The sequence below is a fragment of the Clostridium sp. C8-1-8 genome, from assembly GCF_009928445.1.
Classification (GTDB): domain Bacteria; phylum Bacillota; class Clostridia; order Clostridiales; family Clostridiaceae; genus Clostridium_AR.
Map to the genome: position 1 here is coordinate 37,672 of NZ_JAABNO010000016.1, position 26,321 is coordinate 63,992.

The 26,321-nt window shown below is 32.5% G+C and carries 23 protein-coding genes and 1 riboswitch; of the genes, 18 read left to right on the forward strand and 5 right to left on the reverse strand.

What is annotated here, in order from left to right; all coding sequences use genetic code 11:
- Positions 1-356: 356 nt before the first annotated feature.
- The 17 genes from GXK57_RS15870 (at position 357) to GXK57_RS15950 (ending at position 19,398) form a co-directional block, all read left to right on the forward strand.
- A complete protein-coding gene (locus tag GXK57_RS15870) occupies positions 357-1,160 on the forward strand; it encodes an ATP-binding cassette domain-containing protein (protein ID WP_160678269.1) in 804 nt (267 codons plus the stop codon).
- Positions 1,157-1,960, forward strand: a complete 804-nt coding sequence (locus tag GXK57_RS15875; protein ID WP_160678270.1) for an ABC transporter permease — start codon at positions 1,157-1,159, stop codon at positions 1,958-1,960. The genes GXK57_RS15870 and GXK57_RS15875 overlap by 4 nt, the downstream gene beginning before the upstream one ends.
- A 3-nt stretch (positions 1,961-1,963) precedes the next feature.
- The gene (locus GXK57_RS15880) at positions 1,964-2,746 is read left to right on the forward strand and encodes an ABC-2 family transporter protein (RefSeq protein ID WP_160678271.1); all 783 of its coding nucleotides are present in this window, start codon (positions 1,964-1,966) and stop codon (positions 2,744-2,746) included.
- 403 nt (positions 2,747-3,149) lie between these two features.
- On the forward strand, positions 3,150-4,616 hold the full coding sequence (locus GXK57_RS15885) for a spore germination protein (protein WP_160678272.1): 1,467 nt from the start codon (positions 3,150-3,152) through the stop codon (positions 4,614-4,616).
- Entirely contained in the window at positions 4,609-5,685 is a 1,077-nt protein-coding gene (locus tag GXK57_RS15890) for a GerAB/ArcD/ProY family transporter (protein WP_160678273.1), read from the forward strand. The genes GXK57_RS15885 and GXK57_RS15890 overlap by 8 nt, the downstream gene beginning before the upstream one ends.
- Positions 5,686-5,786: 101 nt before the next feature.
- Complete coding sequence (locus tag GXK57_RS15895) at positions 5,787-6,878, forward strand: GerAB/ArcD/ProY family transporter (RefSeq protein ID WP_160678274.1); 1,092 nt, start codon at positions 5,787-5,789, stop codon at positions 6,876-6,878.
- Positions 6,865-7,971 carry a Ger(x)C family spore germination protein gene (locus GXK57_RS15900; protein WP_160678275.1) on the forward strand — a complete coding sequence of 369 codons (1,107 nt, stop codon included), beginning with the start codon at positions 6,865-6,867 and terminating at the stop codon, positions 7,969-7,971. Before GXK57_RS15895 ends, GXK57_RS15900 begins: the two co-directional genes overlap by 14 nt.
- 228 nt (positions 7,972-8,199) lie before the next feature.
- Entirely contained in the window at positions 8,200-9,285 is a 1,086-nt protein-coding gene (locus tag GXK57_RS15905) for a GerAB/ArcD/ProY family transporter (protein ID WP_160678276.1), read from the forward strand.
- 326 nt (positions 9,286-9,611) lie between these two features.
- Positions 9,612-11,222: a spore germination protein gene (locus GXK57_RS15910; RefSeq protein ID WP_160678277.1), complete on the forward strand. Its 1,611-nt coding sequence runs from the start codon at positions 9,612-9,614 to the stop codon at positions 11,220-11,222.
- 51 nt (positions 11,223-11,273) lie between these two features.
- On the forward strand, positions 11,274-12,440 hold the full coding sequence (locus GXK57_RS15915; protein WP_160678278.1) for a Ger(x)C family spore germination protein: 1,167 nt from the start codon (positions 11,274-11,276) through the stop codon (positions 12,438-12,440).
- A gap of 352 nt (positions 12,441-12,792) precedes the next feature.
- Entirely contained in the window at positions 12,793-13,884 is a 1,092-nt protein-coding gene (locus GXK57_RS15920; protein ID WP_160678280.1) for an endospore germination permease, read from the forward strand.
- 67 nt (positions 13,885-13,951) lie between these two features.
- Positions 13,952-14,055: riboswitch (TPP riboswitch) on the forward strand.
- A 145-nt stretch (positions 14,056-14,200) separates the two neighbouring features.
- A complete protein-coding gene (thiC, locus tag GXK57_RS15925) occupies positions 14,201-15,499 on the forward strand; it encodes a phosphomethylpyrimidine synthase ThiC (protein WP_160678282.1) in 1,299 nt (432 codons plus the stop codon).
- A 216-nt stretch (positions 15,500-15,715) separates the two neighbouring features.
- Positions 15,716-15,910, forward strand: coding sequence for a sulfur carrier protein ThiS (gene thiS / locus GXK57_RS15930; protein ID WP_160678284.1), 195 nt, complete (start codon positions 15,716-15,718; stop codon positions 15,908-15,910).
- Position 15,911: 1 nt separating this feature from the next.
- On the forward strand, positions 15,912-16,715 hold the full coding sequence (gene thiF / locus GXK57_RS15935; RefSeq protein WP_160678286.1) for a sulfur carrier protein ThiS adenylyltransferase ThiF: 804 nt from the start codon (positions 15,912-15,914) through the stop codon (positions 16,713-16,715).
- Positions 16,716-17,480 (forward strand): thiazole synthase, encoded by a 765-nt coding sequence (locus GXK57_RS15940; RefSeq protein ID WP_160678288.1) that lies wholly within the window; start codon positions 16,716-16,718, stop codon positions 17,478-17,480. It abuts the gene before it with no gap.
- A gap of 30 nt (positions 17,481-17,510) precedes the next feature.
- The gene (gene thiH / locus GXK57_RS15945) at positions 17,511-18,608 is read left to right on the forward strand and encodes a 2-iminoacetate synthase ThiH (RefSeq protein ID WP_160678290.1); all 1,098 of its coding nucleotides are present in this window, start codon (positions 17,511-17,513) and stop codon (positions 18,606-18,608) included.
- A 190-nt stretch (positions 18,609-18,798) separates the two neighbouring features.
- Positions 18,799-19,398: a thiamine phosphate synthase gene (locus tag GXK57_RS15950; protein ID WP_160678292.1), complete on the forward strand. Its 600-nt coding sequence runs from the start codon at positions 18,799-18,801 to the stop codon at positions 19,396-19,398.
- Positions 19,399-19,538: 140 nt separating this feature from the next.
- Here the strand turns inward: GXK57_RS15950 and GXK57_RS15955 are convergent, their stop codons facing one another.
- Positions 19,539-20,420 carry a LysR family transcriptional regulator gene (locus tag GXK57_RS15955; RefSeq protein ID WP_160678294.1) on the reverse strand — a complete coding sequence of 294 codons (882 nt, stop codon included), beginning with the start codon at positions 20,418-20,420 and terminating at the stop codon, positions 19,539-19,541.
- Positions 20,421-20,598: 178 nt separating this feature from the next.
- On the opposite strand from GXK57_RS15955, the gene asd reads away from it, so the two are divergent.
- The gene (gene asd, locus GXK57_RS15960) at positions 20,599-21,678 is read left to right on the forward strand and encodes an aspartate-semialdehyde dehydrogenase (RefSeq protein ID WP_160678296.1); all 1,080 of its coding nucleotides are present in this window, start codon (positions 20,599-20,601) and stop codon (positions 21,676-21,678) included.
- Positions 21,679-22,009: 331 nt separating this feature from the next.
- On the opposite strand, the gene GXK57_RS15965 is transcribed toward asd, so the two are convergent.
- From GXK57_RS15965 to GXK57_RS15980, 4 genes are read right to left on the reverse strand one after another with little or no spacing between them, the layout of a single operon-like run.
- Positions 22,010-23,101 (reverse strand): endospore germination permease, encoded by a 1,092-nt coding sequence (locus GXK57_RS15965; RefSeq protein WP_160678298.1) that lies wholly within the window; start codon positions 23,099-23,101, stop codon positions 22,010-22,012.
- A gap of 51 nt (positions 23,102-23,152) precedes the next feature.
- On the reverse strand, positions 23,153-23,362 hold the full coding sequence (locus tag GXK57_RS15970) for a hypothetical protein (RefSeq protein WP_160678300.1): 210 nt from the start codon (positions 23,360-23,362) through the stop codon (positions 23,153-23,155).
- A 1-nt stretch (position 23,363) separates the two neighbouring features.
- Positions 23,364-24,509, reverse strand: a complete 1,146-nt coding sequence (locus tag GXK57_RS15975) for a Ger(x)C family spore germination protein (RefSeq protein ID WP_160678302.1) — start codon at positions 24,507-24,509, stop codon at positions 23,364-23,366.
- Complete coding sequence (locus GXK57_RS15980; protein ID WP_202127735.1) at positions 24,506-26,035, reverse strand: spore germination protein; 1,530 nt, start codon at positions 26,033-26,035, stop codon at positions 24,506-24,508. The genes GXK57_RS15975 and GXK57_RS15980 overlap by 4 nt, the downstream gene beginning before the upstream one ends.
- Between the last annotated feature and the right edge of the window lie 286 nt (positions 26,036-26,321).

Below are 26,321 nucleotides of genomic sequence, written 5' to 3' on the forward strand. Positions count from 1 at the left end.
TTGAGGGGACTTATAGGGCTCCATTACGAAAACTTAAGTTATGCATGTTCAAAAATCATGCACCTATGAACTTTAGGCATGCATGACTTAATAGTTGAAGTTGGAACCCTATATTTAAATAAAAATTGATAATTTTATATAAATGGTAAAGAAAACTATTGAATATAAGATTTATTTGTAATAATATTACAATGCTGTGCTTAAATAAGGTAATGTGCTTGGATGAATAAAACTAGTTATAAGTGTACTCTTTGGTGTGGCAGAAGCTGTTATAATAGGAAGCTTTCAAAAAAGTAGCTTATCTTAAAGCTAAGCCAGTTAATTATAAATTGAACATGTGGGGGAGGGATTAGAGCTTGATTGAATTAAAAAACATATCTAAGTCCTTTAAGGTATTTAGAAGAAGTCCAGGATTTACAAAGGCTTTCAAATCGCTCTTTAAGAGAGAGTATGATTTGGTTAAAGCACTGGAAGATGTTTCTTTTAAAATTGATGAAGGAGAGATGGTAGCTTATATTGGACCTAATGGTGCGGGAAAGAGTACTACTATTAAGATCATGAGTGGTATACTCAATCCTGATAGTGGTAGTTGTATCATAAACGGCAAGGTACCTTGGAAAAATAGAATTGACTACGTAAAGGATATCGGAGTGGTTTTTGGACAGCGGTCTCAACTTTGGTGGGATGTACCTGTTGCTGATTCCTTCGAACTTCTTAAGGATATATATAAAATTCCCTATAACCAGTATAAAAGTAATAAAGATATGCTTACCGAATTATTAAAGCTTGAGGATATAATAAAAACTCCTACTAGGCAGCTAAGCCTAGGTCAAAGAATGCGCTGTGAGATAGCAGCATCACTTCTTCATAGTCCTAAGATATTATTTTTAGATGAACCAACCATAGGGTTGGACGCAGTTTCTAAAATAGCAGTAAGAGATTTCATAAAGACAATAAATAAGGAAAAGAAGACTACTGTTATACTTACAACCCATGATACCCAGGATATTGAGGCTTTATGCAAAAGGATGATACTTATAGGAAAAGGAAAGGTACTTTTAGATGGCAACTTTGAAGAGCTAAAGCATAAGTTTAGTGAAGGCGGAGAACTAAATATTGATGAGGTTGTAGTAAAGATGTATAAGGAGTACAACATATGAGAGCATATATATCTTTCTTCAAGATAAGATTTATTAATGGACTTCAATACAGATCAGCAGCTTATGCAGGCATAGTAACTCAGTTGGCTTGGGGCTTTATGTATATAATGTTATATCAAGCTTTTTATAAGAGCAGTTCTACAAAAGTACCTATTGATTTTAGGCAGCTTTCTAGTTATATATGGCTTCAGCAAGCCTTCTTAGCATTATTTATGACTTGGTTTCTAGAAAATGATATCTTTGATTTGATAAGTAGTGGCAATGTGGCCTATGAACTTATAAGACCTCTTGATTTGTACAATCTATGGTTCACTCGAAATTGCTCTACTAGATTGTCTAAGGCAGTACTTAGATGCTTTCCTATTCTCATTATCTCAATGTTTTTACCAGAGCCCTATAGATTTCATGGGCCATATTCAATAGAAAGCTCAATATTCTTTTTTATATCGATGATATTGGCTTTTTTATTAGTGGTTGCATATTGTATGCTTATATATATTTTTACAATGTATACTATATCTCCTATGGGTATACGAATGGTTTTAGTAATGCTAGCTGATTTTCTTGCAGGTGGTCTAGTTCCTTTGCCTTTATTGCCGGACTATTTTACGAAATACATAAATTTATTACCTTTTGCCTCTATGCAAAACACTCCCTTTAGAATATACAGTGGTAATCTTCCAGTAGCACAATGCTTAAATAGTTTACTGCTTCAATTAGTTTGGACAGTACTGCTGGTTATTGTAGGTAAGGTAATATTGTCAAAAGCACTAAAGCATGTAGTGGTACAAGGAGGATAAAATATGAAACTATATTTTAAGTATTTTTTAATGCACTTAAAATCTGCTATGCAGTATAAGACCTCTTTTTTCTTAACGGCTGTAGGTCAAGGAATGACCACTTTGTTTTCATTTTTGAGCATGTATTTCTTGTTTGATAGGTTTGGAAGCATAAATGGATACAGCTTCAATGAAGTACTTATATGCTTTAGCACCATATTTATGTCTTTTTCACTGGCAGAATGCTTTGCTAGGGGTTTTGATTCATTTTCCTCCATTATTTCCAATGGTGAGTTTGATAGAATAATGGTAAGACCAAGAAATGAAATACTTCAAGTTCTAGGTTCAAGAATAGAATTTACTAGAGTAGGAAGGCTTATACAGGCAATAATGGTATTTACCTATGCCATCCTTAAGGGAGGTATTCAATGGGATATATCAAAGGTAATAACCATAATCCTTATGGTGGTAGGGGGGATTGGTGTGTTCTCTGGATTATTTATGATATATGCAGCCATATGTTTTTTTACCTTGGAAGGGCTAGAGATTATAAATATATTTACCGATGGAGGGAGAGAACTTGCTCAGTATCCCATAAACATATATAAAGAGTGGGTAGTTAAGTTTTTTACCTTTATAGTACCGCTAGCTTTTATAAACTATTATCCATTTCTATACCTAATAGGTAGAACAGAGGGACATAGCGTTCTTTACATGTTTTCTCCAATAGTAGCCTTATTATTTTTGATACCTAGTAATATTTTATGGAGATATGGAGTAAGACACTACAAATCTACCGGATCTTAAAATTATAAAAGAAGTGCTTTCTTAATATAGCTTTTCTTAATGTATTTCATAGTTATGAATATAAATTGTTAAGTACGAAAGTCATGAATATTAGCAGTATACTAAGCTGCTTATTCATGGCTTTTTACTATATGAGATAAGTTTATCAATGGAAAAGAAAGAGATTATTTTTAATAATAGACAGTAATGAAAGAAAACGTACTGGTTGGATAGAAGGTTTTTATATATGGTGAGAAAAGGTATATGAAAAAAGATCAGGCATAGTGAAAAATTACCACAAATATTTAATTTTAATGAGGACAAAATAGAAATACCATTTGGAACTTAAAAAGGTACTATATTATTCCAAGGAAATATTAGAGATACATGAAAATTGGATTTATTCAGATAAGGGAGTGAGAAAGTGGATATACAGAAAACTATAGATGACCTAAGATCGAGATTAGGTATCCCACAAGAGTTTGTTGTAAAGAAAATACTAATTGGAAATGGAAATACTATTGAAGCTGCCTTATGCTATGTGAATGGATTAATTGATAAAAATATTATAGATAGAGATGTTCTTACACATTTAATGATAGACGTCAATGAAGATATATCAAAAGTAGATAATGTTTCTGAATATGTATGTAAAAAATATATTACCATAAGTAATACTTCAATCGAAAATGATATAAATAGTGTAACTAATGGATTAAAGAGAGGTAAAACAGTATTACTTCTTCAAAATGCTGATAATTTTATAGTTCTAGATGCTTCATCAGAAAATTTTAGAGCTATTGAAGAGCCAGCAAATGAGACCTCTTTAAATGGTCCAAGAGATGGATTTATAGAAAATGTTCAGACTAATATAAGTTTATTAAAAAAAAGAATAAAAGATGTAAATTTAAAAACAGAAAAATTTACTTTAGGAACAAGAACTCAGACAGACTTATTTATTATGTATATAGAGGATATTGTGGATAAAAAGTATCTTGAGGAATTAAGAAAAAAAATAGAAAAAATAGATGTTGACTTAATACAGGCCAATGGAGTGGTAGAACAGTTTATTGAAGCTAATAAATTTAGCATATTTCCACAAACCTTTGGGTCAGAAAGGCCAGATGTAATACAGGCTCATATAATTGAGGGAAGAATAGCTTTTTTATTGGATAATACCCCATATGTAACCACCTATCCTACTACCTTTACTGAATTTTTACAGACTCCAGAAGATTATTATGGGCGTACAGCTATATCAAGCTTTGTAAGGATTTTAAGATTTTTTGCGGTTTTTATAGTTATAACTTTTCCATCTATATATATTACTTTTCTAAAATTTAATTCTGAGATGATACCGTTGAAATTTATTAAAACTCTAGTAGTAAACAGAAAGGATTTAGCACTTACCCCCTTTATGTCTTTATTGATGATGCAGATAACCATAGAACTATTGAGGGAAGGCGGACTAAGGTTGCCTACAAAAATAGGTCAGACACTGAGCGTAGTTGGAGGAATAATTATAGGAGACGCTGCTATAAAAGCTAAATTCGTAAGTTCAGCTACGTTGCTTGTGGCAGGTACAACAACTGTTGCATCTTTTGCCATATCAAACTATAAGATGGCAGTAGCTATAAGACTTATAACTTACCCTATGACTGTTCTTGCAAATTGGTTAGGAGTGTTAGGGATTACTGTAGGATGGTTTGTGTTACTTTCCTATTTATGTTCAATAGAAAACTTAGGAGTGCCTTATCTTAATATAAATAGAAATGACTTGAAGGACACTTTAGTAAGAGCTCCTCATGGAAAACTTAATACAAGACCAGAAGCAATACCCAATAACAATCCTGTAAGGCAAGAATATACAGGAAGTGAGAAGAATGAATGATGGAAAGATATCTTTAACAATAAGTGAATTCTCTCAGATATTAATAGCTTCTTTGGTAGGTGTAGGAATCCTTTATATACCTAATACCATAATAAAATATGCAGAGCAAGACTCGTGGATTAGTTGTATATTTGGAGCTATATATCCTTTTTATCTGTTGTTACTAGCTAGTTATATTGCTAAGGTGCATCCAGATGAAAATATACTAGCTTTATCTAGAAGATATTTTGGTAGTGGGTTTGGAAATGTTTTGAACATATTGTACACTTTTTTTTTCATATTTCTTTTGACCTCTGAAATTGATGGATTTAAAAATGTTTCAGTTGTATACTTGACTAACTTTATAAGTGCTTATAAGGTTGTGGCCATAGTTGTATTAGGCGCAACTTATATAACATATAAAGGCTTGAAGCCCTTGGCAAGAGTTAGTGAAATAATATTTTTCACAACAATTATACTTGTACTGCTGCTTGCAGGTGCTTTAATAAAAGGAAGTCTTTATAATATACAGCCAATACTAAAAACTCCAATAGCAAAACTAGCAAAAGCCTCTAAGGAAACTGCCTTTTTTTATTCAGGTGTAGAAGCTGTTTTTCTATATCATCCCTTTATGAAAGAAAAAAATAAGCTGTTAAAGTATGGATCTATATGTGTAGGGTATATAGCCTTTACTTACGTAATGGTGGTTTTTTTAACTATATACTATCTAGGAGTAGATATATCACCTAAATATTTGTGGCCAGTAATAACTTTAACGGATGTAATAAATATACCAATTATTAATAGTTTTAGATATATATTCTTAGCACTATGGAGTTTTATAATCTTAAAATGTATAGCAGTATATTATTATTCAAGTTGCTTTTGTATAAATCAAATAGTCACTAAAATTTCTATTCATAAGCTTGCTATACTTATATATCCATTTATAGTATATGTAGCAGTTAGATATGGAAATGAGACTACAAGGAGAGAAGTCAGTGGGATTATTATGCCTATTTGCGCTTATTTTAATATTTTCTTTCTAACTATTATGGCTGTAGCTATAAAAAGAAGAAACGAAGGTTAGTGTAGTTAGTCGAAGTTTTTAAAAATAATATATAGACCTATTAATTGTAACAATGTGAATCAATGACCTTACAAGCTAAAAGTATGCAGGAAGTGAGAAAGATGAGTAAGATAAAAATAAGTATGTCCACAAGTGAATTTTCTCAGATGATAATATCTTCTATACTAGGTGTTGGAATTTTATATATACCTAATGGTTTAATAAAGTATGCTAATCAAGACGCTTGGATGGCTTGTATAATTGGATCGGTCTATCCGTTTTATATGCTTATTATCGCTAAGTATATGTGTAGTAAGCATCCAGAAGAAAATATATTGATGTTATCTAGAAGATATTTCGGAACAATTATAGGAAACTTATTTAACATAGTATATGTTTCATATTTTATATTTGTATTTGCCTCTGAAGTAAACGGTTTTAAAAATGCTTTCTATACCTATGTAACCTATTTTATAGATGATTTTAAGATAATCTTAGTTACTTTATTGGCTACAGGATATCTGGTATATAAAGGATTGAAACCTTTAGCTAGGGTAAATGAAATAATATTCTACACTACTATAATACTCATAGCACTTCCATCAGGAGCATTAGTTAATGGGAGTATTTATAATATAAAACCAGCCTTTAATGCTAATATAATAAATCTTTTAAAAGCAGCAAAAGAAACTGCCTTCTTTTATGCTGGAATAGAAACAATTTTTTTGTTTTATCCATTTCTCAATAAAAAAGATAAAATGTTTAAATGCGGAGCTATCAGTATAATTTTTATAGCGATAGTTTATGTATGGACAGTTTTTTTGACTATATACTACCTTGGAATAGATATAGCTCCTAAATATTTATGGCCCGTAGTTGCGTTAACAGATGCAATAAATATACCTATCATAAATAGTTTTAGATATATATTTTTATCTTTATGGAGTCTTATTATATTTAAATGTATAGCTGTGTTTTACTATTCAGTATGCTTTGGTATCAATCAGATTACTAATAAGTTATCAATACAAAAGCTTACTGTCATTATATATCCTTTAATTGCTTATATGGCGCTGAAATTCGGAAATTCAATTGAAAGAAGAGAATTGACAGGAAATATTATGCCAATATATGTTTTATTTAACCTCTTTTTTATAACAGTTATAGCCATAGCAATAAGAAGAGAAAGTGGAGGAGAAGATGAGAAAGAGTAAAGTTATATTTATTATAATTGCTGCATTCATCTTGGTTATTTCTTTTATAGGATCTGAAGGAGAGTTAGTGGAAAATCTAGAGCTGTTGGCAGGGGTAGGCGCCGATGTTGAAAAGAAAGGTGGAGAGATAACATATGTAGTGCCATTACTTACATACTCTGCAGGAAAAGGAGAAGAGCTTGTTCCAAGTATACTTACTGGAAAGGCAACTACCATTGGCGAAACAAGGGAAGATAGGCAACTTGAATCTGATAAAAAGCTTAGCTTAGGCGTTGGTAGAGTATATGTAATGAGTGAAGAAGCAGCTCGAACTGGAATAAGACAATTTATAGATATTAATATGAACAATGCCTTCTATAATGATAGGACTGTCTGTGTAGTTTGTAAAGGGAAAGCTAAGGATATGCTGGCATATAAGATTCCTGATGTTTCTAGTTCTGTAGAGTTCATAGAGGGAATGATAAAGAATCTTAAGGAGTTTAATTTTTTCTCCATGCAATACACTACCAATGATATCATAGTAAGGCTAGATGCTGAGGGCAGAGAAGTACTCTTACCTTATATAGAGATTGTTGATGATAAGATAAAAACCACAGGTATAGCTATTTTTGATAATGATAAAATGGTGGCTAAAGCTAATATAAGGGAAGCAAAAGTGATAAACATGCTGAAAGAAAATAGGGTAAAAGGCATAATCACCCTGCAACAGGATTCAAAACAATATATAAATGTATTTTGCAAAACTAAAAGAAAAATTAAGTGTACTAAAGAAGATGGTAGATATAAATTTACCATTGATTTGAAGGTTAGTGGTGAGATAATTTCTAATGAATTATATAGAAATTTAAATACAAAAAAGAAGTATATGAATAACTTAGAAGAAGATTTAAAAGCTAAAATAGATATTCAGTGTAATTCTTTGATAAATGATATTCATAGGAAATATGGAGTGGATGTGCTAGATCTAGGAAGAGTTGCAGCTGCTACTTATGGAAGAAACATAGGAAAGGATTGGAATAAGGTTGTTAGTGATTCAGATATAAAAGTTAATGTTAAGGTTAAAATTAAATCTCTAGGAAGAGGAGATTATTAATGATATTGCTTTTTTGCTGTTAATATAAATATAAGATGTTTTGATAGTAAAACCTAGTAAATTAAAGGGCTTAGCACAGCTATTTAGCGTAAACAGTAAAAACAAAATTATGTCTCCTGCTAGAATTTCTTCACATAAGTTCAGAAAAAGGGCTGAGTAAAAAAGCTTGCTTGCGAAATGCTCATATATAGAGTAAGTACTTAAATACAAAAGAAGGAAACACAGTACATGAATAAATTAAGTGATCATCAATTATTTAGCCTAATGTTTATATTTGAGATAGGCAGCACTACTATTTTTGCTTTAGGTATAGGAGCAAAGCAAAATGCTTGGATTGTAATATTGCTTGCTTTGGTCATAGGAATAATTTTTATGTTTATTTACACAGAATTACAAAAAAGCTTTCCAGACAAAAATTATATAGGAATAGCTAAGCTTATACTGGGAAATAAAATTGGTACTGTAGTAGTGCTTATGTATATGTTTGATCTTATATGGCATTGTGCTAGAAATACAAGAGAGTTTAGTGAATTATTGATTATGACCCTATTGCCAACTACTCCTATGTATATAATATTGATATTTTTTATAGGTGCCAGCGTCCACGTTCTTATTAAAGGAATCGAGGTGTTTGCAAGGCTAGGAGAATTGATTTTTTATGCCATAATAATTTCCATGCTTGCTATATACTTTTTTATTTACATATCCGGAAAACTTGAGTTTAGCAATTTACTTCCAGTATTAAATGATGGTCTGAAGCCTGTATTAAAACAACTTCCTATAGTAATCATGTTTCCTTTTGGAGAAGTTTTTGTGTTCATTATGTATTGGAATATGGCAAGTGAAAAAGAACTATTAAGAAAAACTGGAGTTAAAGTTGTTTTTTATTCAGGTATATTACTATGTATGTCTGTAATCATGGATATATGTGCCTTAGGAGCTGAATATACAGATATAGCTACAATTCCTTTGGTAGAAACCATAAAACTTATCAATATTGAAGGGGTTATAAGCAATATTGATGCTTTAGGAGTCATTATTATGTTCTTAGGTGGATTTTTTAAGATGACAGTATATCTAAATGCTATAAATATTGTATTTACAAATATATTTAAAATTAAAAATTTTAATTTATCACTGTTATGCATGGGTGTATTTTTATTATTTTTTTCTATAATGTTTGAACCTAACTACGCTTATCATAAGTGGATGGTGAATTATGATTCACCTTATTATGCAATAATACACACTAATATAATTCCACTTATATTGTTACTGGTGCTTCTGATAAAGAAGAAGCGCATTGAATTTTAATATTCTAGTTATTATTGGAGAAGGTGAGGTTCATGGAAGTTATAAGCTTCCTTCAAAGATTTTTTAAAGGTTGGGATTGGTATATAACCTTTTTTACACTAACCTCATGGGTTTTGCTTATATTTTTACTTGTTTACTTGTTTGTTCAAGTTATTTTATTACTATTTAAAGTTAGATATAAAAATAAAGAATTTGTAGACTATGTGAATAGAAATAAAAATAAGAAATAAGGAAAAGGTAAATAAGTTATAGAAATATATAAGTTATATGGATATTAAAAGAAGTAAGAGGAACAATATGTATAAATATATATAGGGGTAATAAACATGCTTAGATATTTATATAAACTATTTAAAATTAACCATGAAAGTATTAATAAAGACGCTAATTGTTTTGATAGCAGCTTAGCCAATAGTCAGCAGTCAAATGAGATTAAACTATCTAACAGTTTACAAGAAAACATAGATAATTTGAAAAACATATTTGGGCAAAACACTGATGTAGTTTTTAGAGAGTTTTCTTTTGGCAATAACAAACAGATAAAAGCGGCTATAATTTATGTTGAGGGATTGGCTGAAAAAACTATTATAAATGATATTATAATGAAATCCTTTATGTATGACAGCAGCATGACTGATATGAAAAATATAAAGGCTGGAGATATATACTTTATAAAGGAAAGCATGATGTCTGTGGCAAACTTGAGAGATATGTCTGATCAAAATCAAATTATAGATGCATGTCTCTCTGGAGAAACAATATTTATTATCGATGGAGCAGACAGAGCTTTAGTAATTCACTCAGAAGGTTTTGAAACAAGAGGTGTGGAAGAGGCTAAAACTGAAGCTGTGGTAAGAGGACCAAGAGAAGGGTTTACAGAGAATATACAAACAAACATGGCTCTCATAAGACGTAGAATAAAAAGCCCTAATCTAGTATTTGAATCAATGAGAATAGGTAAGCAGACAAGGACTAGTGTTTGTATAGTATATCTAAAAAATATTGCTAATCCTAGAACGGTAGATGAAGTTAAAAAAAGGCTGAAAAATATAAACATAGATTCGGTTTTAGAGTCAGGTTATATAGAGCAGCTTATAGAGGATGAGCCAAATTCAATATTTCCTACAGTAGGGAATTCTGAAAAGTCGGATGCAGCAGCATCAAAGATATTAGAGGGAAGAGTATGCATAATAGTTGATGGAACCCCCTTTGTACTTACGGTTCCAATGTTATTTGTAGAAGGATTTCAAAGTGCTGAGGATTATTATTCTAGACCATATTTAACAAGTATTATAAGACTATTAAGATATTTCTGCTTTTACTCAAGTATTTTTGCTCCTGTTAGCTATGTAGTTCTATCTACCTTTCACCAAGAGTTAATTCCAACTACATTACTTTTTACTATGGCTGCTGGTAGAGAAGGTGTACCTTTTCCAGCAGCTGTAGAGGCTGGATTGATGATAATCACCTTTGAGATTTTGAGAGAGGCAGGAGTTAGACTTCCAAGACCAGTAGGTCAGGCGGTAAGCATAGTTGGAGCTTTGGTAATAGGAGAAGCTGCTGTTTCAGCAGGTTTGGTTGGAGGGCTTTTAGTAATAGTTATAGCTTTGACTGCTGTTTCTAGCTTTGTAGTTCCCACTTTTACGGATGTTATATCTATTTTGAGGATAGTATTTTTAGTTTTAGGATCAGTGCTTGGTATTTTTGGCATTGGTATAGGAGTTATTTTAGTGCTTGCACACGCAGTCTCCTTAAATTCCTTTGGAGTGCCATATGTTACACCATTGGCTCCTTTAGTAAAAGAAGATATTAAAGATAGTCTAATAAGAGCTCCACTATGGAAAATGAATAAGAGACCTAAATTGATAGGATTATTAAATGTTTTTAGGCAGAGTGAGGATGCTAAGCCAGATTATGATGAGGAAAATAATCAGTAGTAAAGTTTATTTTATCTTTAGGAATGCTGCATAGCGAGGATAGATAATATTATGAAAAATAGAATAAAATTAATTAGCTTAGCAACATACCTATTTTTATCACTAAGTTTAACAGGATGCTGGAGTTCAGTAGAATTGAATAAGCTTGGTATAGTTGTTGGTGTTGCACTTGATAAAAAAGAGAAAAGTGATGATATTACTGTTACTACGCAGATAGGTGTACCTTCTCTAGAAAAATCCAATACAGGAATAGGGGCTAGTAAGCAGTATGTGAATATAAAAGAAAAAGGAAAGACTGTATCAGAAGCCTTAAAAAACATAAGTAGAGAATATAACAGGCTTTTGTTTTTCGCTCATAATCAAGTGGTAATTATTAATAAAGAGCTTGCATATCAAGGAATAAGCTCGGAAATAGATTTTTTCTTGAGAAACAGGGAAACTAGACCATTGACTTGGATAATGGTAAGTAATGGTGAGGCAACAGATATCCTTGATATGAATCCAAGTAGCAGGGATGATCCTGGAATTAGCATAGGTAAATTAATAAAGAATGAAGAAAACGTATCTCAACTTCCAATAGTTAATTTCAAAGATTTTACTATGAAGCTTATGAGTAAAACTACTTCTCCAGTAGTGCCCATAGTAGATTTAAAGCCAATTGATAATAACCAAAAGATTCCTTATATAGCTAAAACAGCAGTATTCAAGAAGGAAAAGATGGTAGGAGAACTTAATGAAAGTGAATCAATGGGATTGTTATGGGCAACGAATAAGGTTAAATATGGCACCATGTTAGTAAACTCTCCATCAGGTAATGAAAAGGTTGGAATAAAGATTACCAGAGCAAAGGGGAAGATAAGACCAGAAGTAAAAGATGGAATAATCTATATGAATATAAATATCAAGGCTGAAGGAGATATATTGGAACAGACTACATCTGAAGATTTAGCCAATCCTAAAAGTTTCAAAGCAATAGAGGAAATTGAGAATACTTATATAGAAAATCAAGTTATGGAAGCCTGGGATAAAGCTAAAGAGTTAAACGCTGATATATTTGGTTTTGGTGATAATTTATATAAATTTAAGACAAAAGAGTGGAAAAAGGTAGAGAACAAATGGGAAGAGGAATTTCCTAAGGTGGCTGTTAAGGTTGTAGTTGATACTAAGGTTAGAAGAATGGGAAAGATAACTAAACCAGCTACCTTCCAAGGAAAATAGTTAGTAGAGGTAAAAATGTTAATTATAATATTGACTTTTACAATTATGTGCTACATTGAAGTGCCACCACTTATTGAAGAAGGCGACCTAAGGCAATTAATAGTTTTTTGTGCTTTTTTCATACTTGCATTTACACTATGGATTTTTTTTGCACTAAAGATTCCTATCATAAATCCTGTGAAGATATTCGAATTTTTGATAAAAGAAGTTCTTAATTTAAGTTTTTAACTAAGGTTTTATATTAAGTAATGAATCAACAAATTAGTTACAAATGTGTCAGAATTAATTATTTTATTAACACATAATTACAAATCGTTTCTATAGTACAACATATAGTTTTTAGGAGAACATTATGCACATAGAAAAGGGTAAGATATCAAGTATACAACTAATGTACTTAGTTATAGGTCTTTTACAAGGGTCCACTTTAACTGCTGCCTTTATAAGCGGAGTTACAAAACAAGATACCTGGATTGTAATACTTGTTAGTTTTTTTATTATGTGCGGTCTTCTACTAGGTTATATAAAGCTAGCAGAAGTTTTCCCTGAAAAAAACATAATTGAAATTAATGATATAACTTACGGTAAATATATAGGAAAGGTTATTTCAGTAATCTATATTTATCACTTTTGGTTTATAGTAGCGGCGAACCTTAGAATTATAGGAGATTTCTACGGAAGCTTTCTAATGCAGGAAACAGAAATAATAATTTTTATTGTGGTATTGGCTATTACCTGTATATATGCTTTGAAAAAAGGGTTGGAAGTAATATCTAGGATAGTACCTATATTTGTTATAGTTACTGGAATAGTTGCAATATTGATAAGTGTGCTGTTGATTAAAGAAGTAGACATAACGAATCTACTTCCTATTATGCAGATAAAACCCTTGGAGTTTATTCATGGTGTAGACTTAATTGTAACTATCCCATTTGGTGAAATCATGGTCTTTCTTATGATATTTCCTAAGGTTAAGAATAAAGAGTGCATAAAGGAACATACTTTCTTAGGCTTTTTTATTGGGGTAGCTCTTTTTTTTATGGTAATAGTTAGGAATATTGCTGTGCTTGGGGGGAGTGGTTCTTTAGATATTCAATCCTCTTATCAGGTAACGAAGATAATAAATATTGGAGATATAATAACCAGAGCAGAGGTAATAGTAGCTGTATTGCTATTAACTAATGTTTTTATTAAAATTGCTATATTTGCATATGCTACTGTTATGAGTATTTCACAGCTATTTAAATTAAGAAGTTATAAACATATAGTTTCGCCTATTATGGCAATAAGCGCACTTTTTGCTATAACTATGTACAATTCATCAGTAGAGGAATCCTTTAATGCTACCAACATATATGTTTTTTATGGTTGGATACCAGAAATAATATTCCCATTAGGATCACTGTTGATAAGTAAAGTGTTAAAATTAAGAAAAAATAATTAATACAATTTACAAATAAAGCTAATAGAGTTATAATCATATTGTAAGAAAAATAAAATTAAATAAACCAGTTATTTGCTGGGGGTGCCGCAAGGCTGAGAGGGATACAACTTATCCTAACTCCATGAACCTGATATGGTTAGAACCATCGTAGGGAAGCAAGGGCTTTATTCAGTGTTAATAAGCTTGCTTTTTGCAAGTTTTTTTATTTGAATAAATATGCTTAAAAAGCAGTCTTTGCATTCACGCACTGACTGCTTTTTGCTTTTTAGTAAATTATTAGGTTCTAAAAACTAATTCTATATTTTAGGAGGGTTTTATGAATTATACAACGCAAATGGATGCTGCAAAAAAAGGAATTATAACTAAGGAAATGGAGGTAGTTGCTGAAAAGGAACATATTGATGTAGAGGCCTTAAGGCAACTAATCGCAGAAGGAAAGGTAGTTATTCCTGCAAATAAGAATCACAAATCTTTAAGTGCTGAAGGTGTAGGGCAGGGACTTCGTACAAAAATAAACGTAAATTTAGGCATATCTAAGGACTGCTGTAATCTTGATGGTGAGCTTGAAAAGGTTAGAACAGCTATTGCTATGAAGGCAGAAGCTATAATGGACTTATCAAATTATGGTAAGACAGAGCATTTAAGAAAAAAGATTGTTGATATGTCCACAGCAATGCTTGGAACTGTTCCTATGTATGATGCAATAGGCTTTTATGACAAAGATCTTAAAGATATAACTGTGGATGAATTTTTTAGAGTAGTGGAAAAACATGGACAAGATGGAGTAGATTTTGTAACTATTCATGCTGGTCTTAACAAAGAAACTGCAAGGATAGTAAAAGATAATCCTAGACTTACAAACATAGTTTCAAGAGGAGGGTCTTTACTTTTTGCTTGGATGGAACTTAATAATGCTGAAAATCCATTCTATGAGCATTATGACAGACTCTTAGATATATGTGAAAAATATGATATCACTATCTCCTTAGGAGATGCTTGCAGACCAGGTTCTATAAATGATGCTACTGATCCAGCTCAAATAAAAGAACTAATAACCCTAGGAGAACTTACTAAGAGAGCTTGGGAGAGAAATGTGCAAGTAATGATAGAGGGGCCAGGACATATGCCTCTTAATGAAATAAAAGCAAATATGCTTTTAGAAAAGAAGTTATGCCACGGAGCGCCTTTTTATGTACTTGGACCTTTAGTTACAGATGTTGCTCCAGGTTATGATCATATAACTTCAGCTATAGGTGGTGCCATAGCTGCTGCCAGCGGAGCAGACTTCCTTTGCTACGTTACTCCAGCGGAACACTTAAGACTTCCAACTTTGGAAGATATGAAGGAAGGCATAATAGCGGCAAGAATAGCAGCCCACGCTGGCGATATAGCAAAAGGGATAAAGGGAGCAACTGATTGGGACAATGCTATGAGTAAGGCAAGAGCAGACCTTGATTGGGAGAAGATGTTTGAACTATCTATAGATCAAGAAAAAGCTAGAAGATATAGAAAAGAATCTTCACCAGAAAATGAAGATAGCTGTACTATGTGTGGAAAGATGTGCTCCATGAGAACTATGAAGAAGATACTTAACAATGAGGATTTAAATATCTAATAGGTCTTAGTTACTCTTAAAGTACAATATTGAAATTAAGAGGTCAGTCATCAGAGGCTTAAATGAGCTTGCACAAAAAATCATTTAATTCTAGTAGCTCGCTCACATAGAATATCCTCTATAATCACTTAATTTCAACAATATTATTAAGAATAATTAATTTTAAATATATTTGGTGATAAGATCATATAAATAAAAACTTGGGAGGTGCAATGAATGCTTTTAAATGGTGAAAACAAAGATTTTAAAGAAAATATTACTGTGTCAGAGCTACTGGAAGAACTAAAGATAAACTCAGACAAAGTAGTAGTGGAAGTAGATAGAGAGATAATAGATAAAAATCAATATTCCATAAGAAAACTAAGCTCTGCTTCAGAAGTAGAATTAATAAGGTTTGTAGGAGGCGGCTAAAATGCAGGTATATGTTAATGAAGTTTTAAGAGAAGTTAATGACAAAGCTACAGCCTTTTCTATAAGAGAAGCTTTTAAAAGTGATGCAGATATCTTGATATACAACTCCTTTCCTTTGAAGAAAGATATTGAGGTTAAGGAGTTTGATAAGATAGTATTAATAAAAAGAGGAGAGATGCCATCAAAGGAAGAACTAGAGGCTTTAATGGTAGCAAGACATACTCCATTTGTTCATGAGAAGTTAAAAAAAGCTAAGGTTGGAATAGCTGGCCTTGGAGGACTTGGTTCAAATGCAGCGGTGGCCTTGGCAAGGATGGGAATAGGCAAACTTCTATTAATAGACTTTGATATAGTTGAACCAAGCAATTTGAATAGACAGTATTACTTTGTAAAGCACATAGGTATGAAAAAGACTGAAGCTATGATGGATACAATTAGTGAATGCAATCCCTTTGTAGAGGTTGAAGTAAAGGATATGAAGCTGGATGAAACTAATATAGTAGAGACCTTTAAAGATGTAGATATAATAATAGAAGCTTTTGATGATCCTACTGCTAAGGCAACGTTAGTAAGGACAGCCTTAACCAGCATGAAGGATAAAAAGATAATAGCCGCTTCAGGGGTTTCTGGTTTTTATAGTAGTAATTCAGTGGTAACAAGAAAGCTTAAGGATAATTTATATATGGTAGGTGACTTAGAGACTGAAGCTGGTATAGGCTGTGGGCTTATGGCATCTAGAGTAGCAGTAGCAGCAAATCATGAAGCTAATGCAGCAGTAAGATTGATCTTAGGGGAGGATATATAAATGGATGACAAACTTGTAATTGGTGGAATAAGCTTAAATAGCAGATTATTTGTAGGAACTGGTAAGTATAGTTCAAATAAAATAATTCCAGATATAATAAAGGCCAGTGGAACTGAAGTAGTAACCGCTGCTTTAAGAAGAGTTAATTTTAGTGACGCTGAGGAAAATATATTAAGTTATACAAAGGGCTGTGTTATTATGCCTAATACTTCTGGAGCAAGAAATGCAGAGGAAGCTATAAGACTAGCAAGAATAGCAAGAGCAGCTGGCTGTGGAGATTGGGTAAAGATTGAAGTAATATCTGATAACAAATATCTCTTACCAGATAATTATGAGACCTTAAAGGCTACAGAAGTTTTGGCTAAAGATGGCTTTATTGTACTACCTTATATGAACCCCGACCTTATGGATGCTAGAAGAATGGTGGATGTAGGTGCTGCAGCAATAATGCCTCTAGGTTCACCTATAGGAAGCAACAGAGGTATCAGAACAAAAGAGATGATAAGGATATTGATTGAAGAAATAAAGGTTCCAATAGTTGTAGATGCAGGTATAGGTAAGCCATCGGATGCGGCAGAAGCAATGGAAATGGGGGCAGATGCTGTACTAATTAACACTGCTTTAGCAACTGCGGGAGATCCTGTACTTATGGCGGAGGCATTCAAGCTTGCTGTAGAAGGTGGTAGAAAGGGATACTTAGCAAAGTTAGGCAGTGAAAAAGTGTATGCAGAGGCCTCATCACCCCTAACTGGTTTCTTGAGATAGGTCTAAATATAATTTTAGGAAGTGTAGGATATGAGCTTTTATGATGTAGCAAAGGAATTACAAGATTACGACGTAGAAGAGTTTTTTAAAAATATAACAGAGGAAAAGATAAGATATATTCTTGAGAAGGATCATATAAGTAAAGAAGAATTTTTGGCTCTACTTTCTCCAGTTGCAGAAAAGTTTTTAGAGGAAATGGCTCAAAAAGCCCATAGATTGACTTTAAACAACTTTGGAAAAGCAGTAGTTTTGTATACTCCAATATATATATCTAATTACTGCGTTAATAGATGTGCTTATTGCGGATATAATCTAGACAATAGCATAAACAGGCAAAAGCTTACGATGGAAGAGATTGAAAAAGAGTGTAAAAGTATCTATGATAGTGGGCTTAGACATATTATTCTACTTACAGGGGAATCAAGATTTCATAGTCCTGTGAGCTATATAAAGGATGCAGTTAAGATAATGAAAAAGTATTTTAACTCCATAGCTATAGAGATATATCCTTTAGAGGAAGAAGAGTATAAAGAACTTGTAGAAGTTGGTGTTGACGCATTGACTATATATCAGGAAACTTACAATATGGAAGTTTATGATAAGATACACCTTAGTGGACCTAAGAAGGACTACAGGTTTAGACTGGAGACTCCTGAAAGAGCCTGCAAAGCTGGTATAAGAGGAATTGGTGTAGGAGCTTTATATGGACTTACAGATTGGAGAAGGGAAGCTTATCTTTCTGGATTACATGCCAAGTATATAGAGGATAATTATCCTCATATGGAGATGAATATATCTATTCCAAGGATAAGGCCTCATGCAGGAAGCTTTACAGATTTACATGAAATAAGTGATAAGAACTTAGTTCAGATAATGCTTGCTACTAAGCTATTTATACCTAGAGCAGGAATAAATATGACCACAAGGGAAAGTGCAGATTTTAGAGATAACCTTATACCTTTAGGAGTCACTAAAATGTCAGCAGGAGTGTCTACAGAAATAGGTGGACATACTAAAGAAGATAAAGGTGATGGGCAGTTTGAAATCTCTGATAAAAGGAGCGTAGCTGAGATAAAAGCTATGCTTTCTGATAAAGGTTATTGCGCTGTCATGAAGGATTGGCAGTAGAGGATAATTAATTCCATCTCCTTTTATAACCACTTGATTTGAATAAACTTATTATAAATAGGTATCCTTTACGAAAACTGAATTTATACATGTTTGATAGTATCGACTTATGGTGATTATCGGGCATATATAAATTAATAGTTGAAGTTGGTTCCCTATATAAAAGGCTGATAGTTGAAGGTGTAGAGCTATGAAAAAAGGTATATATGTTGTAACAAATAGAAAGCTGATTAAAGAAGGGGCACTTGAAGATATCTGCGAGAAAAGTGCAGAAGGTGGAGCAGCTGCCATTATACTTAGGGAAAAGTATCTAAAAACAGATGAATTGTTAGAACTTGCCTATAGGTTGAAGAACAAGCTTAATGGAAGAGTACCTTTAATAATTAATGGAAGTTATGAGGTAGCAAAGAAAGTTAATGCTGATGGATTACATTTAGGCTTTAGTGCCTTTATAGATTTTCAAGATGAATTTTCGGGGCTCTTAGGTGTGTCCATCCATTCCTTGGAAGAGGCTATAGATGCTGAGCATAAAGGTGCAGACTACCTAATAGCGGGACATATTTTTGAAACTTCTTGTAAGGAAGGACTTGCTGGACGGGGATTAGGATTTTTGAGAGAAATCTGTAATACTGTAAAAATCCCTGTGATAGCCATTGGCGGAATAAATGAAGAAAACATGAATTCAGTAATGGAATGTGGAGCCTATGGTGTTGCAGTGATGTCTTCTGTTATGAACAGTGAAGACCCTAAAAGTTATGTAGAAGCTTTAAGTGATAGAATTAAAATATAGTCGATAGTAAGGTTTTCTATAGATGCATCACTTCATATTTAGGTTTATAATTTTAAATTCTCCTCTCAGAAAATAGAGGAGAATTTAAAATTGTCTTCGTATTGAAGTGTGCATCTTCATTAATCTGTTAATCCTGGTATCTACATCATCTCTCTTGAAAGTTTTAAAAATGCCTTTAGAGCAGGAGATAGCCACTTGTCTTTGTGATAAAGTACCTGGGATACTATACCAAAGTCAGGGCCAGACCAGTTAAGAGAAACTAATCTTCCGCTATTCAACTCTTCCTCAACAGCTACTTTTGGTAACAGTGTAACACCAAGGCCGCTCATGGTAAACTGCTTTATTGCTTGAACGCTACCAGTTTCTAAAACAACATTTGCCTTAAGGTTTAAGCTGTTTAACATGTTTTCAAACACAGCTCTGTAGCTACAGCCAAGCTCCGTTAATATAAGAGGTTCCTTTGCTATGTCTTCTGGTAGCACTTCGGACTTATCTATTAAGTGATGTCCAGGGGCGGTTAACAGAAGCATAGGCTCATCGAAGGATATTTCTGTTATGAAATCTTCTGATTCTATTCTTGTGCCCAAAGAGAAGGCTACATCTATAAAGTTATCACGAAGAAAATGCCTGAAATCTGTGCAGTTGCCAAATTTCATAGATACTTCAACATTTGGGTAAAGTCTTCTATATTCTTTTAATATCTCTGGCAGTCTCAACACACATAGTGACTCGGCAGCTCCTATAGTAAGAACTCCACTTGGAACTTCTTCACTGGTTAAAACATTTTTTATCTCAGAAGAAAGCTTTAGCATTTGTTTTGCATATGGAAGAAGCTTTTTTCCTTGATGAGTTAGGGTAATGCTTTTACCTATTCTCTCAAAAAGTTTTACACCTAATTCGTTTTCTAGAAGTTTTATTTGTGTAGTTATTGTGGATTGGGCGTAGCCAAGGGAGTCTGCAGCTTGAGTAAAGCTTTGTAGTTTGCATATGGTAACAAAGGAATTCAGTTGTTTTAAATCCATATTATCATCTCCATAGTATTATCAAAAAAATTGAATGTATCAATCGAAACTTTCAATTTTACTAATATGTACTTACATGATACCATGTATTTACAGAGAAATACAGAATTAAACTTTATAAACTATATATTCGTTTTGAATACAATATAATGAGTGAATTTAATAGGAGTGAAGAATTATGAGTGATAAGTTAAGAGTAGGTCTTATAGGTGGAACAGGAATGGTAGGTCAGAGACTAGCTATTCTTTTAGAGGATCATCCTTGGTTTGAAGTTAAAGTTATTGCAGCTAGTGGAAGATCTGCAGGAGTAACCTATGAAGAAGCTGTTAAGGATAGATGGAAGATGGCAAAAGCTATTCCACAAGCTTTAAAAAGTGTTGTAGTAAAAGATGGTGCTGAGGTAGAAGAAATCTCTAAAGAGGTAGATTTTGTTTTTTGCGCCGTATCTCTTAATAAGGAAAAAACAAAGGAACTAGAGGAAGCTTATGCAAAGCATGAGGTACCAGTGGTTTCTTGTAACTCAGCTAATAGAATGGTTAAGGATGTTCCTATGGTTATTCCAGAAATAAATGGGGGACATATTGAAATCATAAAAAGTCAGAGAGAAAGACTTGGAACTAAAAAAGGCTTCATTGCAGTAAAGCCTAATTGTTCCATTCAAAGCTATGTACCAGCCATAAGTGCACTAAGAGCATATAATCCAAAGTCCATATTGGCATGTACCTATCAAGCTATATCAGGAGCTGGAAAGAACTTTGAAGACTGGCCAGAAATGCTTGACAATGTTATACCATATATAGGTGGAGAAGAAGAAAAGAGTGAAAATGAACCATTAAAGATATGGGGACAAATAAAAGATGGAAAGATAGAAGATACTAGTTCGCCAGTTATAACAACTCAATGTATAAGAGTTCCAGTTACTGATGGACATCTAGCGGCAGTATTCGTAAGCTTTGAAAATAAACCTTCAAAGGAAGATATAATTAAGCTATGGGAAAACTTTAATATACCTGAAGCTGTTAAGAATCTACCAAGTGCTCCAAAGAAGTTCCTTAATTACTTTGAAGAAGCTGACAGACCACAAACTAAGCTAGACAGAAATTTTGAAAATGGTATGGGAATATCTATGGGAAGGCTTAGAGAGGATAAGGTTTATGATTATAAATTTGTATGTCTTTCTCATAACACCTTAAGAGGAGCAGCAGGTGGAGCAGTTCTTATTGCAGAACTATTAAAAGCTCAAGGATATCTATACTAAGTGACTATAAGGCAGTAAAATAGATATTTCTAGTATTTATTTTAGGCTGTGATCAATTTCAGCAGTGGATTTTAACAGTGTATTATTTTAAGTATTGTGTAAGTTAATAGAGCTTATATTAGTTAAAAAGCTATTTTCCACAATCTATAAAGTTCCTAACTTAACTATTAATTTATAAGCGTTCGAAGATCCAAACAAGCTGGAATTTTCGAACAAGTATAAATTAAGCTTCCATATAGGAACTATTCAGTTGGAAAATAGCTTTATTATTATTATTGGAGTTAAAGTATTAGATGATTAGCCATGTAAATACAGCATAGTACTAAACAAATTAAGAAGTTTCAAGATTAAGTTTCTTTATTCTCAGTTGAGCTACAATAATAGTGGCGATTGGTATTATAACTTGAAAAGGAAAAGCATAATATTTATATACTTCTGTGGCCCAACGATACATCTCCATAGAGCTGTCGTACATTATGTAGGAAAAATAACTCATTAGAAGCCCAGTTTGTATTAAAAGTGATTTGTAGCTGGTAAGATTAAAGATTTTACTTAACCCATTACTAGTAGCTATTAAGCAGATATTGGTTTTTATAAAAATTGAACTTACAAAAACTATTGCAACAGACACTTCCAAACGTTGGAGCAACTCGCCAACATGAATTCTACTTATAGCCACATAAGCAGGGAAATATAATATCCCTAGAGAACTAGGACCAAGTATTAATAAATTTCTCACTGAGGTAAATAATATAATCGAGCCTGCAATAATTAGTCCTTTTATAAGGGCTTTGAAAGCGGAAGAGCGTTCCTTTAAGCAGGCAAATGTGCCAGTTAATACTATACTTTCAGCAAAGGGAAAGGAAAAGGTTGAAAAAGCACCTTTAAATATATCCTTTGGATTATCTAATATTGGTTTTAGATAATGAAAAGACATCTGAGATATTGACAGCAATCCTATTAAGCATATAACCGTTAAGCACATTATGAATAACATCCTTGAGCTTCTAGCTAATACCTCAATACCTTTTGTAGAGCTCCATATTACTATTAAAGTAATAAACATAGTTGTAACCATCATAGGAGTTTCAGGAAGAGCTAAGGTATTCATAAATTCTGCAAAATTACGAATTACTAGAGCACCAAGGTGAAAGAAATACCAAGTATACAATATGCAGAAAAACCTTCCAAAGTATTTACCGTAAAGCATGATAAAAATATCAAATAGGTCCTTTTTAGGAAATAGGTATAGAAGTTTAGCGTATATATAAATCATAGGGAGTGACATAATTAGTCCTATTATTATCGCTATCCAGCCATTATTTTTAGCCTCTCCAGCAGTACCTAGTATTAAGGTACTGCCAAATATAAATAAAATAACAATAGTTACCGCATAACTATCGTAAACAACTTCTTTCTCCATAGTACACCGCCTTTTGCAATTTCAACATAGTAATTTAATAAAGCCTATAAGTTATAGCTTTAAAATAAATTTGATTAGGTGTTCTAAAGGTTTTGCTGGGCTTGGAAGATCAACTTTAAAGGTTATTAATACTGCTACAGTAAAAGATAAAACACATAGAGCTGAGCTAACATAGAAATCCTTCTTTAAGCCCTGCTTTAATAAGCTAATCTGATCGAAAAATACTATAGTAATATAAAATAAAACAACTAAAATTATCATTCTAATCACCTATTTTTATTGGCTTAGAGGTAGTAGCACTATTTTTTATATTTATTTTTGAATTAACAGATACCTGCGTCTTTGGAAATAATGAGTCCCAACTAGAGGAAATACTTTTCCAGGTGGTAGGTTTTTCTTCATATATCTTCAATCCAAAGCCTAATATATCTGAACCATAATCTTCTTGTATTTTCCTTATAGAATTAGATATTGAACTTTGAAGTATAGTTGCTGTATCCTTTTCCAAAGAGATTTTCTCCTGTTCGGTATAAAAGTTTATTCTTGGCTGATTCTCAGCTAGAGATACCCAAGTTTCTGTAGAAATGTTAATTCTAATATTATCGTTTTCTATAACAGGGGTTACTACTGTTTTGTTTTTAAATATTTCTAAGGCAATTGGCCTTTCATTGTTTAGATAGAAAGTTAAAATTCCCCCCTTAATCTTGTTAAGAGCAAATAGCAGGTATTTAGTGGTAGTTCCATCTACCATTCCAACTAAATGATCTTTTTTAAATATAGCAAGGCCATCTATGCTTGGAGTTGAAGTTTTATTTTTCTTGTTTAGTATTACTCTTGGAGCGGAAGAACTTTTACCTTCTTGCATTAGGCTGTCAATAAAGTCCCAAAGATCTAGGATAGGTGCTCTGGAAGCTGTTTTTTGATTTTTAAGTTGAGTGGACAGGTCTAGAGAGATTATCTTTGAATCCTTTGATGAGCAGGTGAGAATTTCCTTAGCTGTCTTTTCGCCAGATACTAATAAATACATATCAGTTCTGGTTTCAGCATCTCTAACAAACCAGTCTATAATATCACCAATCCCATCTCTAGCTACTGATTCACTAATTATTATGCATTTTGCATGGCTCCAATATAGCTTTTTATTATTAACAGTAATCATATTTCTAGCTATATCAAATATGGATTTGCCTGTTAGCGTAATATATTCTGCTTTATTTTCTACATTCTCTCCAGCTTTTATTTTAATTATTTCTACTGTTAACTCATATTCATTATTAGACTTTCCCTTGTCGATAGCTACTCCAGATACTACAGACATACTTTCAATTTCTCTATAGTTCCAACAGCTGGTAAGATTGAGCGAGATAAAAATCACTAATAAAATAGAAATAAATTTGAACTTATTCATTTTTTAGCCCTGCTTCTATTTATAATTTTACCTTTTATAGAGATTTTAAATTCCTTTAAACTAAGCTGCCACCAAGGAGCCCTTATAGCTGAGTCAATTATAGTTTCAGAGCTTATGCTTCCAATGGTATTCATATAACCTACGCCAAAGGATCTAAGACTCATTAGATATACTATAAGTACTATTACTCCAAATAGATAACCATATACTCCTAGTAATGAGGATAATATAAGGAAGATGAACCTCACTACTATAGATGCACCTATTACCTTTACGTTTATAAGTCCTACTATACCTGTTAAGCCAACAACTATCACCATGGGAGCACTGACTAATCTAGCGTCAACTGCGGCTTGACCTAGTACTAATGCACCTACTATACTTATAGCTTCGCCTATATCGGAAGGAAGTCTAGTACCAGCTTCTCTTAGGATCTCAAAAACTAAAATCATTAGTACCGATTCCAATACTGTTGGTAAAGGTACATTTTCTCTTGCTGCGTATATGCTTAGCAGAAGGTTAGTTGGTATCATCTCTTGATTATAAGTTACTAAAGCTAGATAAAGAGATGGAATAGATATTGAAAGTATAAAGCTGGCAATTCTTAAAAGCCTGTTGAAGGACATGAAGACGAAATTATTATAATAATCTTCGGCTGCTTGAAAGTACTCTATAAATAAAAACGGTACAGTAAGAGCAAAAGGACTTCCATCAATCATTATTCCAACTCTTCCCTCTAATATTTTGCCAACCAAAACATCTGGACGTTCTGTACTGCCAACAGTTTCAAAAGGAGAAAGTGGTGCATCATTAATAAATTCTTGAATGTACTCTGTACTTATTATGCTATTAATAGAAATAGCATCTAATCTGATTTTAACTTCCTCTAGAATCTTATCTTGAACTATTCCTTCTATATAACACAAACATACAGTAGTGTTAGTATCGGTTCCAAGCTTCTTAAAGTGAAATTTTAAATTAGGATTTTTAGCTGTTCGTCTTATAAGGGTAAGATTTATCATAAGAGACTCTGTTAAGCCTTGCTTTGGGCCTCTAATGGATTTTTCTGAGCTTGGTTCAGAAATCGCTCTGGTCTTAAAGTCTCTTGAGTTTATTATTAATAAGGATGAAGAACCATCAACTAACACTAAAGTGTCGCCAGCAGTAATGCAGTCTAAAATTTCATTAATATCATTAGAACTTTTTATATCACCAGATGGTATTACTTGGCTTAATAGTTTTTGAAATATCTCATCCTTTTGAATGCTGGTTGGAAAATTAGCATCCAAGATAGGCTTTATAATATTTTCACTCATATAATCATTGCTTACCATTCCATCTATATAAATTATTGAACATTTTAATAATGATATCTTGGGATTTTCTATATTACGTATCCTCAAGGTATCATCCTTTGAAAAAATTTCTTTAAGTAGCTGAGTATTTTCTTGTAAAGATGATGTTAGTTGCCTACTATATAGCGCTTTTTTTTCGTTGTTACTATTTGAAGGATTATCAGTATTCAATAGCATCATCCCTCCCTTAATTATTTCTTATAAGTAGTGTCCCTCAGAATATTTTCCTTATACGGCATCAATTAAATAAAGCTGATACTTTCAGATGAAGACTTAAGCTTCAGATATAATACACTTAGCATATAATCTTACAGTTCTGTAAGATTACTTTTTATATTGTAAGACAGAGGACATAGAGTTGAAGCTAGATAATGGATATAATTAGAACGTAATCTGAAATGATGAGTTGCTAAGTATCAATAAGAGTTTATGTGTAAGTATTGTACTGGACTCAGAT

Excerpts from the sequence above, each read along its gene's own strand:
- GXK57_RS15895 (WP_160678274.1), top strand. The coding sequence starts at position 5,787 with ATGAGTAAGATAAAAATAAGTATGTCCACAAGTGAATTTTCTCAGATG.
- GXK57_RS15955 (WP_160678294.1), bottom strand. The coding sequence starts at position 20,420 with ATGGATTTAAAACAACTGAATTCCTTTGTTACCATATGCAAACTACAA.
- GXK57_RS15905 (WP_160678276.1), top strand. The coding sequence starts at position 8,200 with ATGAATAAATTAAGTGATCATCAATTATTTAGCCTAATGTTTATATTT.
- GXK57_RS15910 (WP_160678277.1), top strand. The coding sequence starts at position 9,612 with ATGCTTAGATATTTATATAAACTATTTAAAATTAACCATGAAAGTATT.
- GXK57_RS15900 (WP_160678275.1), top strand. The coding sequence starts at position 6,865 with ATGAGAAAGAGTAAAGTTATATTTATTATAATTGCTGCATTCATCTTG.
- thiC (WP_160678282.1), top strand. The coding sequence starts at position 14,201 with ATGAATTATACAACGCAAATGGATGCTGCAAAAAAAGGAATTATAACT.
- GXK57_RS15965 (WP_160678298.1), bottom strand. The coding sequence starts at position 23,101 with ATGGAGAAAGAAGTTGTTTACGATAGTTATGCGGTAACTATTGTTATT.
- GXK57_RS15920 (WP_160678280.1), top strand. The coding sequence starts at position 12,793 with ATGCACATAGAAAAGGGTAAGATATCAAGTATACAACTAATGTACTTA.
- GXK57_RS15880 (WP_160678271.1), top strand. The coding sequence starts at position 1,964 with ATGAAACTATATTTTAAGTATTTTTTAATGCACTTAAAATCTGCTATG.
- GXK57_RS15875 (WP_160678270.1), top strand. The coding sequence starts at position 1,157 with ATGAGAGCATATATATCTTTCTTCAAGATAAGATTTATTAATGGACTT.
- thiF (WP_160678286.1), top strand. The coding sequence starts at position 15,912 with ATGCAGGTATATGTTAATGAAGTTTTAAGAGAAGTTAATGACAAAGCT.
- GXK57_RS15940 (WP_160678288.1), top strand. The coding sequence starts at position 16,716 with ATGGATGACAAACTTGTAATTGGTGGAATAAGCTTAAATAGCAGATTA.
- GXK57_RS15975 (WP_160678302.1), bottom strand. The coding sequence starts at position 24,509 with ATGAATAAGTTCAAATTTATTTCTATTTTATTAGTGATTTTTATCTCG.
- GXK57_RS15890 (WP_160678273.1), top strand. The coding sequence starts at position 4,609 with ATGAATGATGGAAAGATATCTTTAACAATAAGTGAATTCTCTCAGATA.
- GXK57_RS15915 (WP_160678278.1), top strand. The coding sequence starts at position 11,274 with ATGAAAAATAGAATAAAATTAATTAGCTTAGCAACATACCTATTTTTA.
- thiS (WP_160678284.1), top strand. The coding sequence starts at position 15,716 with ATGCTTTTAAATGGTGAAAACAAAGATTTTAAAGAAAATATTACTGTG.
- thiH (WP_160678290.1), top strand. The coding sequence starts at position 17,511 with ATGAGCTTTTATGATGTAGCAAAGGAATTACAAGATTACGACGTAGAA.
- asd (WP_160678296.1), top strand. The coding sequence starts at position 20,599 with ATGAGTGATAAGTTAAGAGTAGGTCTTATAGGTGGAACAGGAATGGTA.
- GXK57_RS15970 (WP_160678300.1), bottom strand. The coding sequence starts at position 23,362 with ATGATAATTTTAGTTGTTTTATTTTATATTACTATAGTATTTTTCGAT.
- GXK57_RS15950 (WP_160678292.1), top strand. The coding sequence starts at position 18,799 with ATGAAAAAAGGTATATATGTTGTAACAAATAGAAAGCTGATTAAAGAA.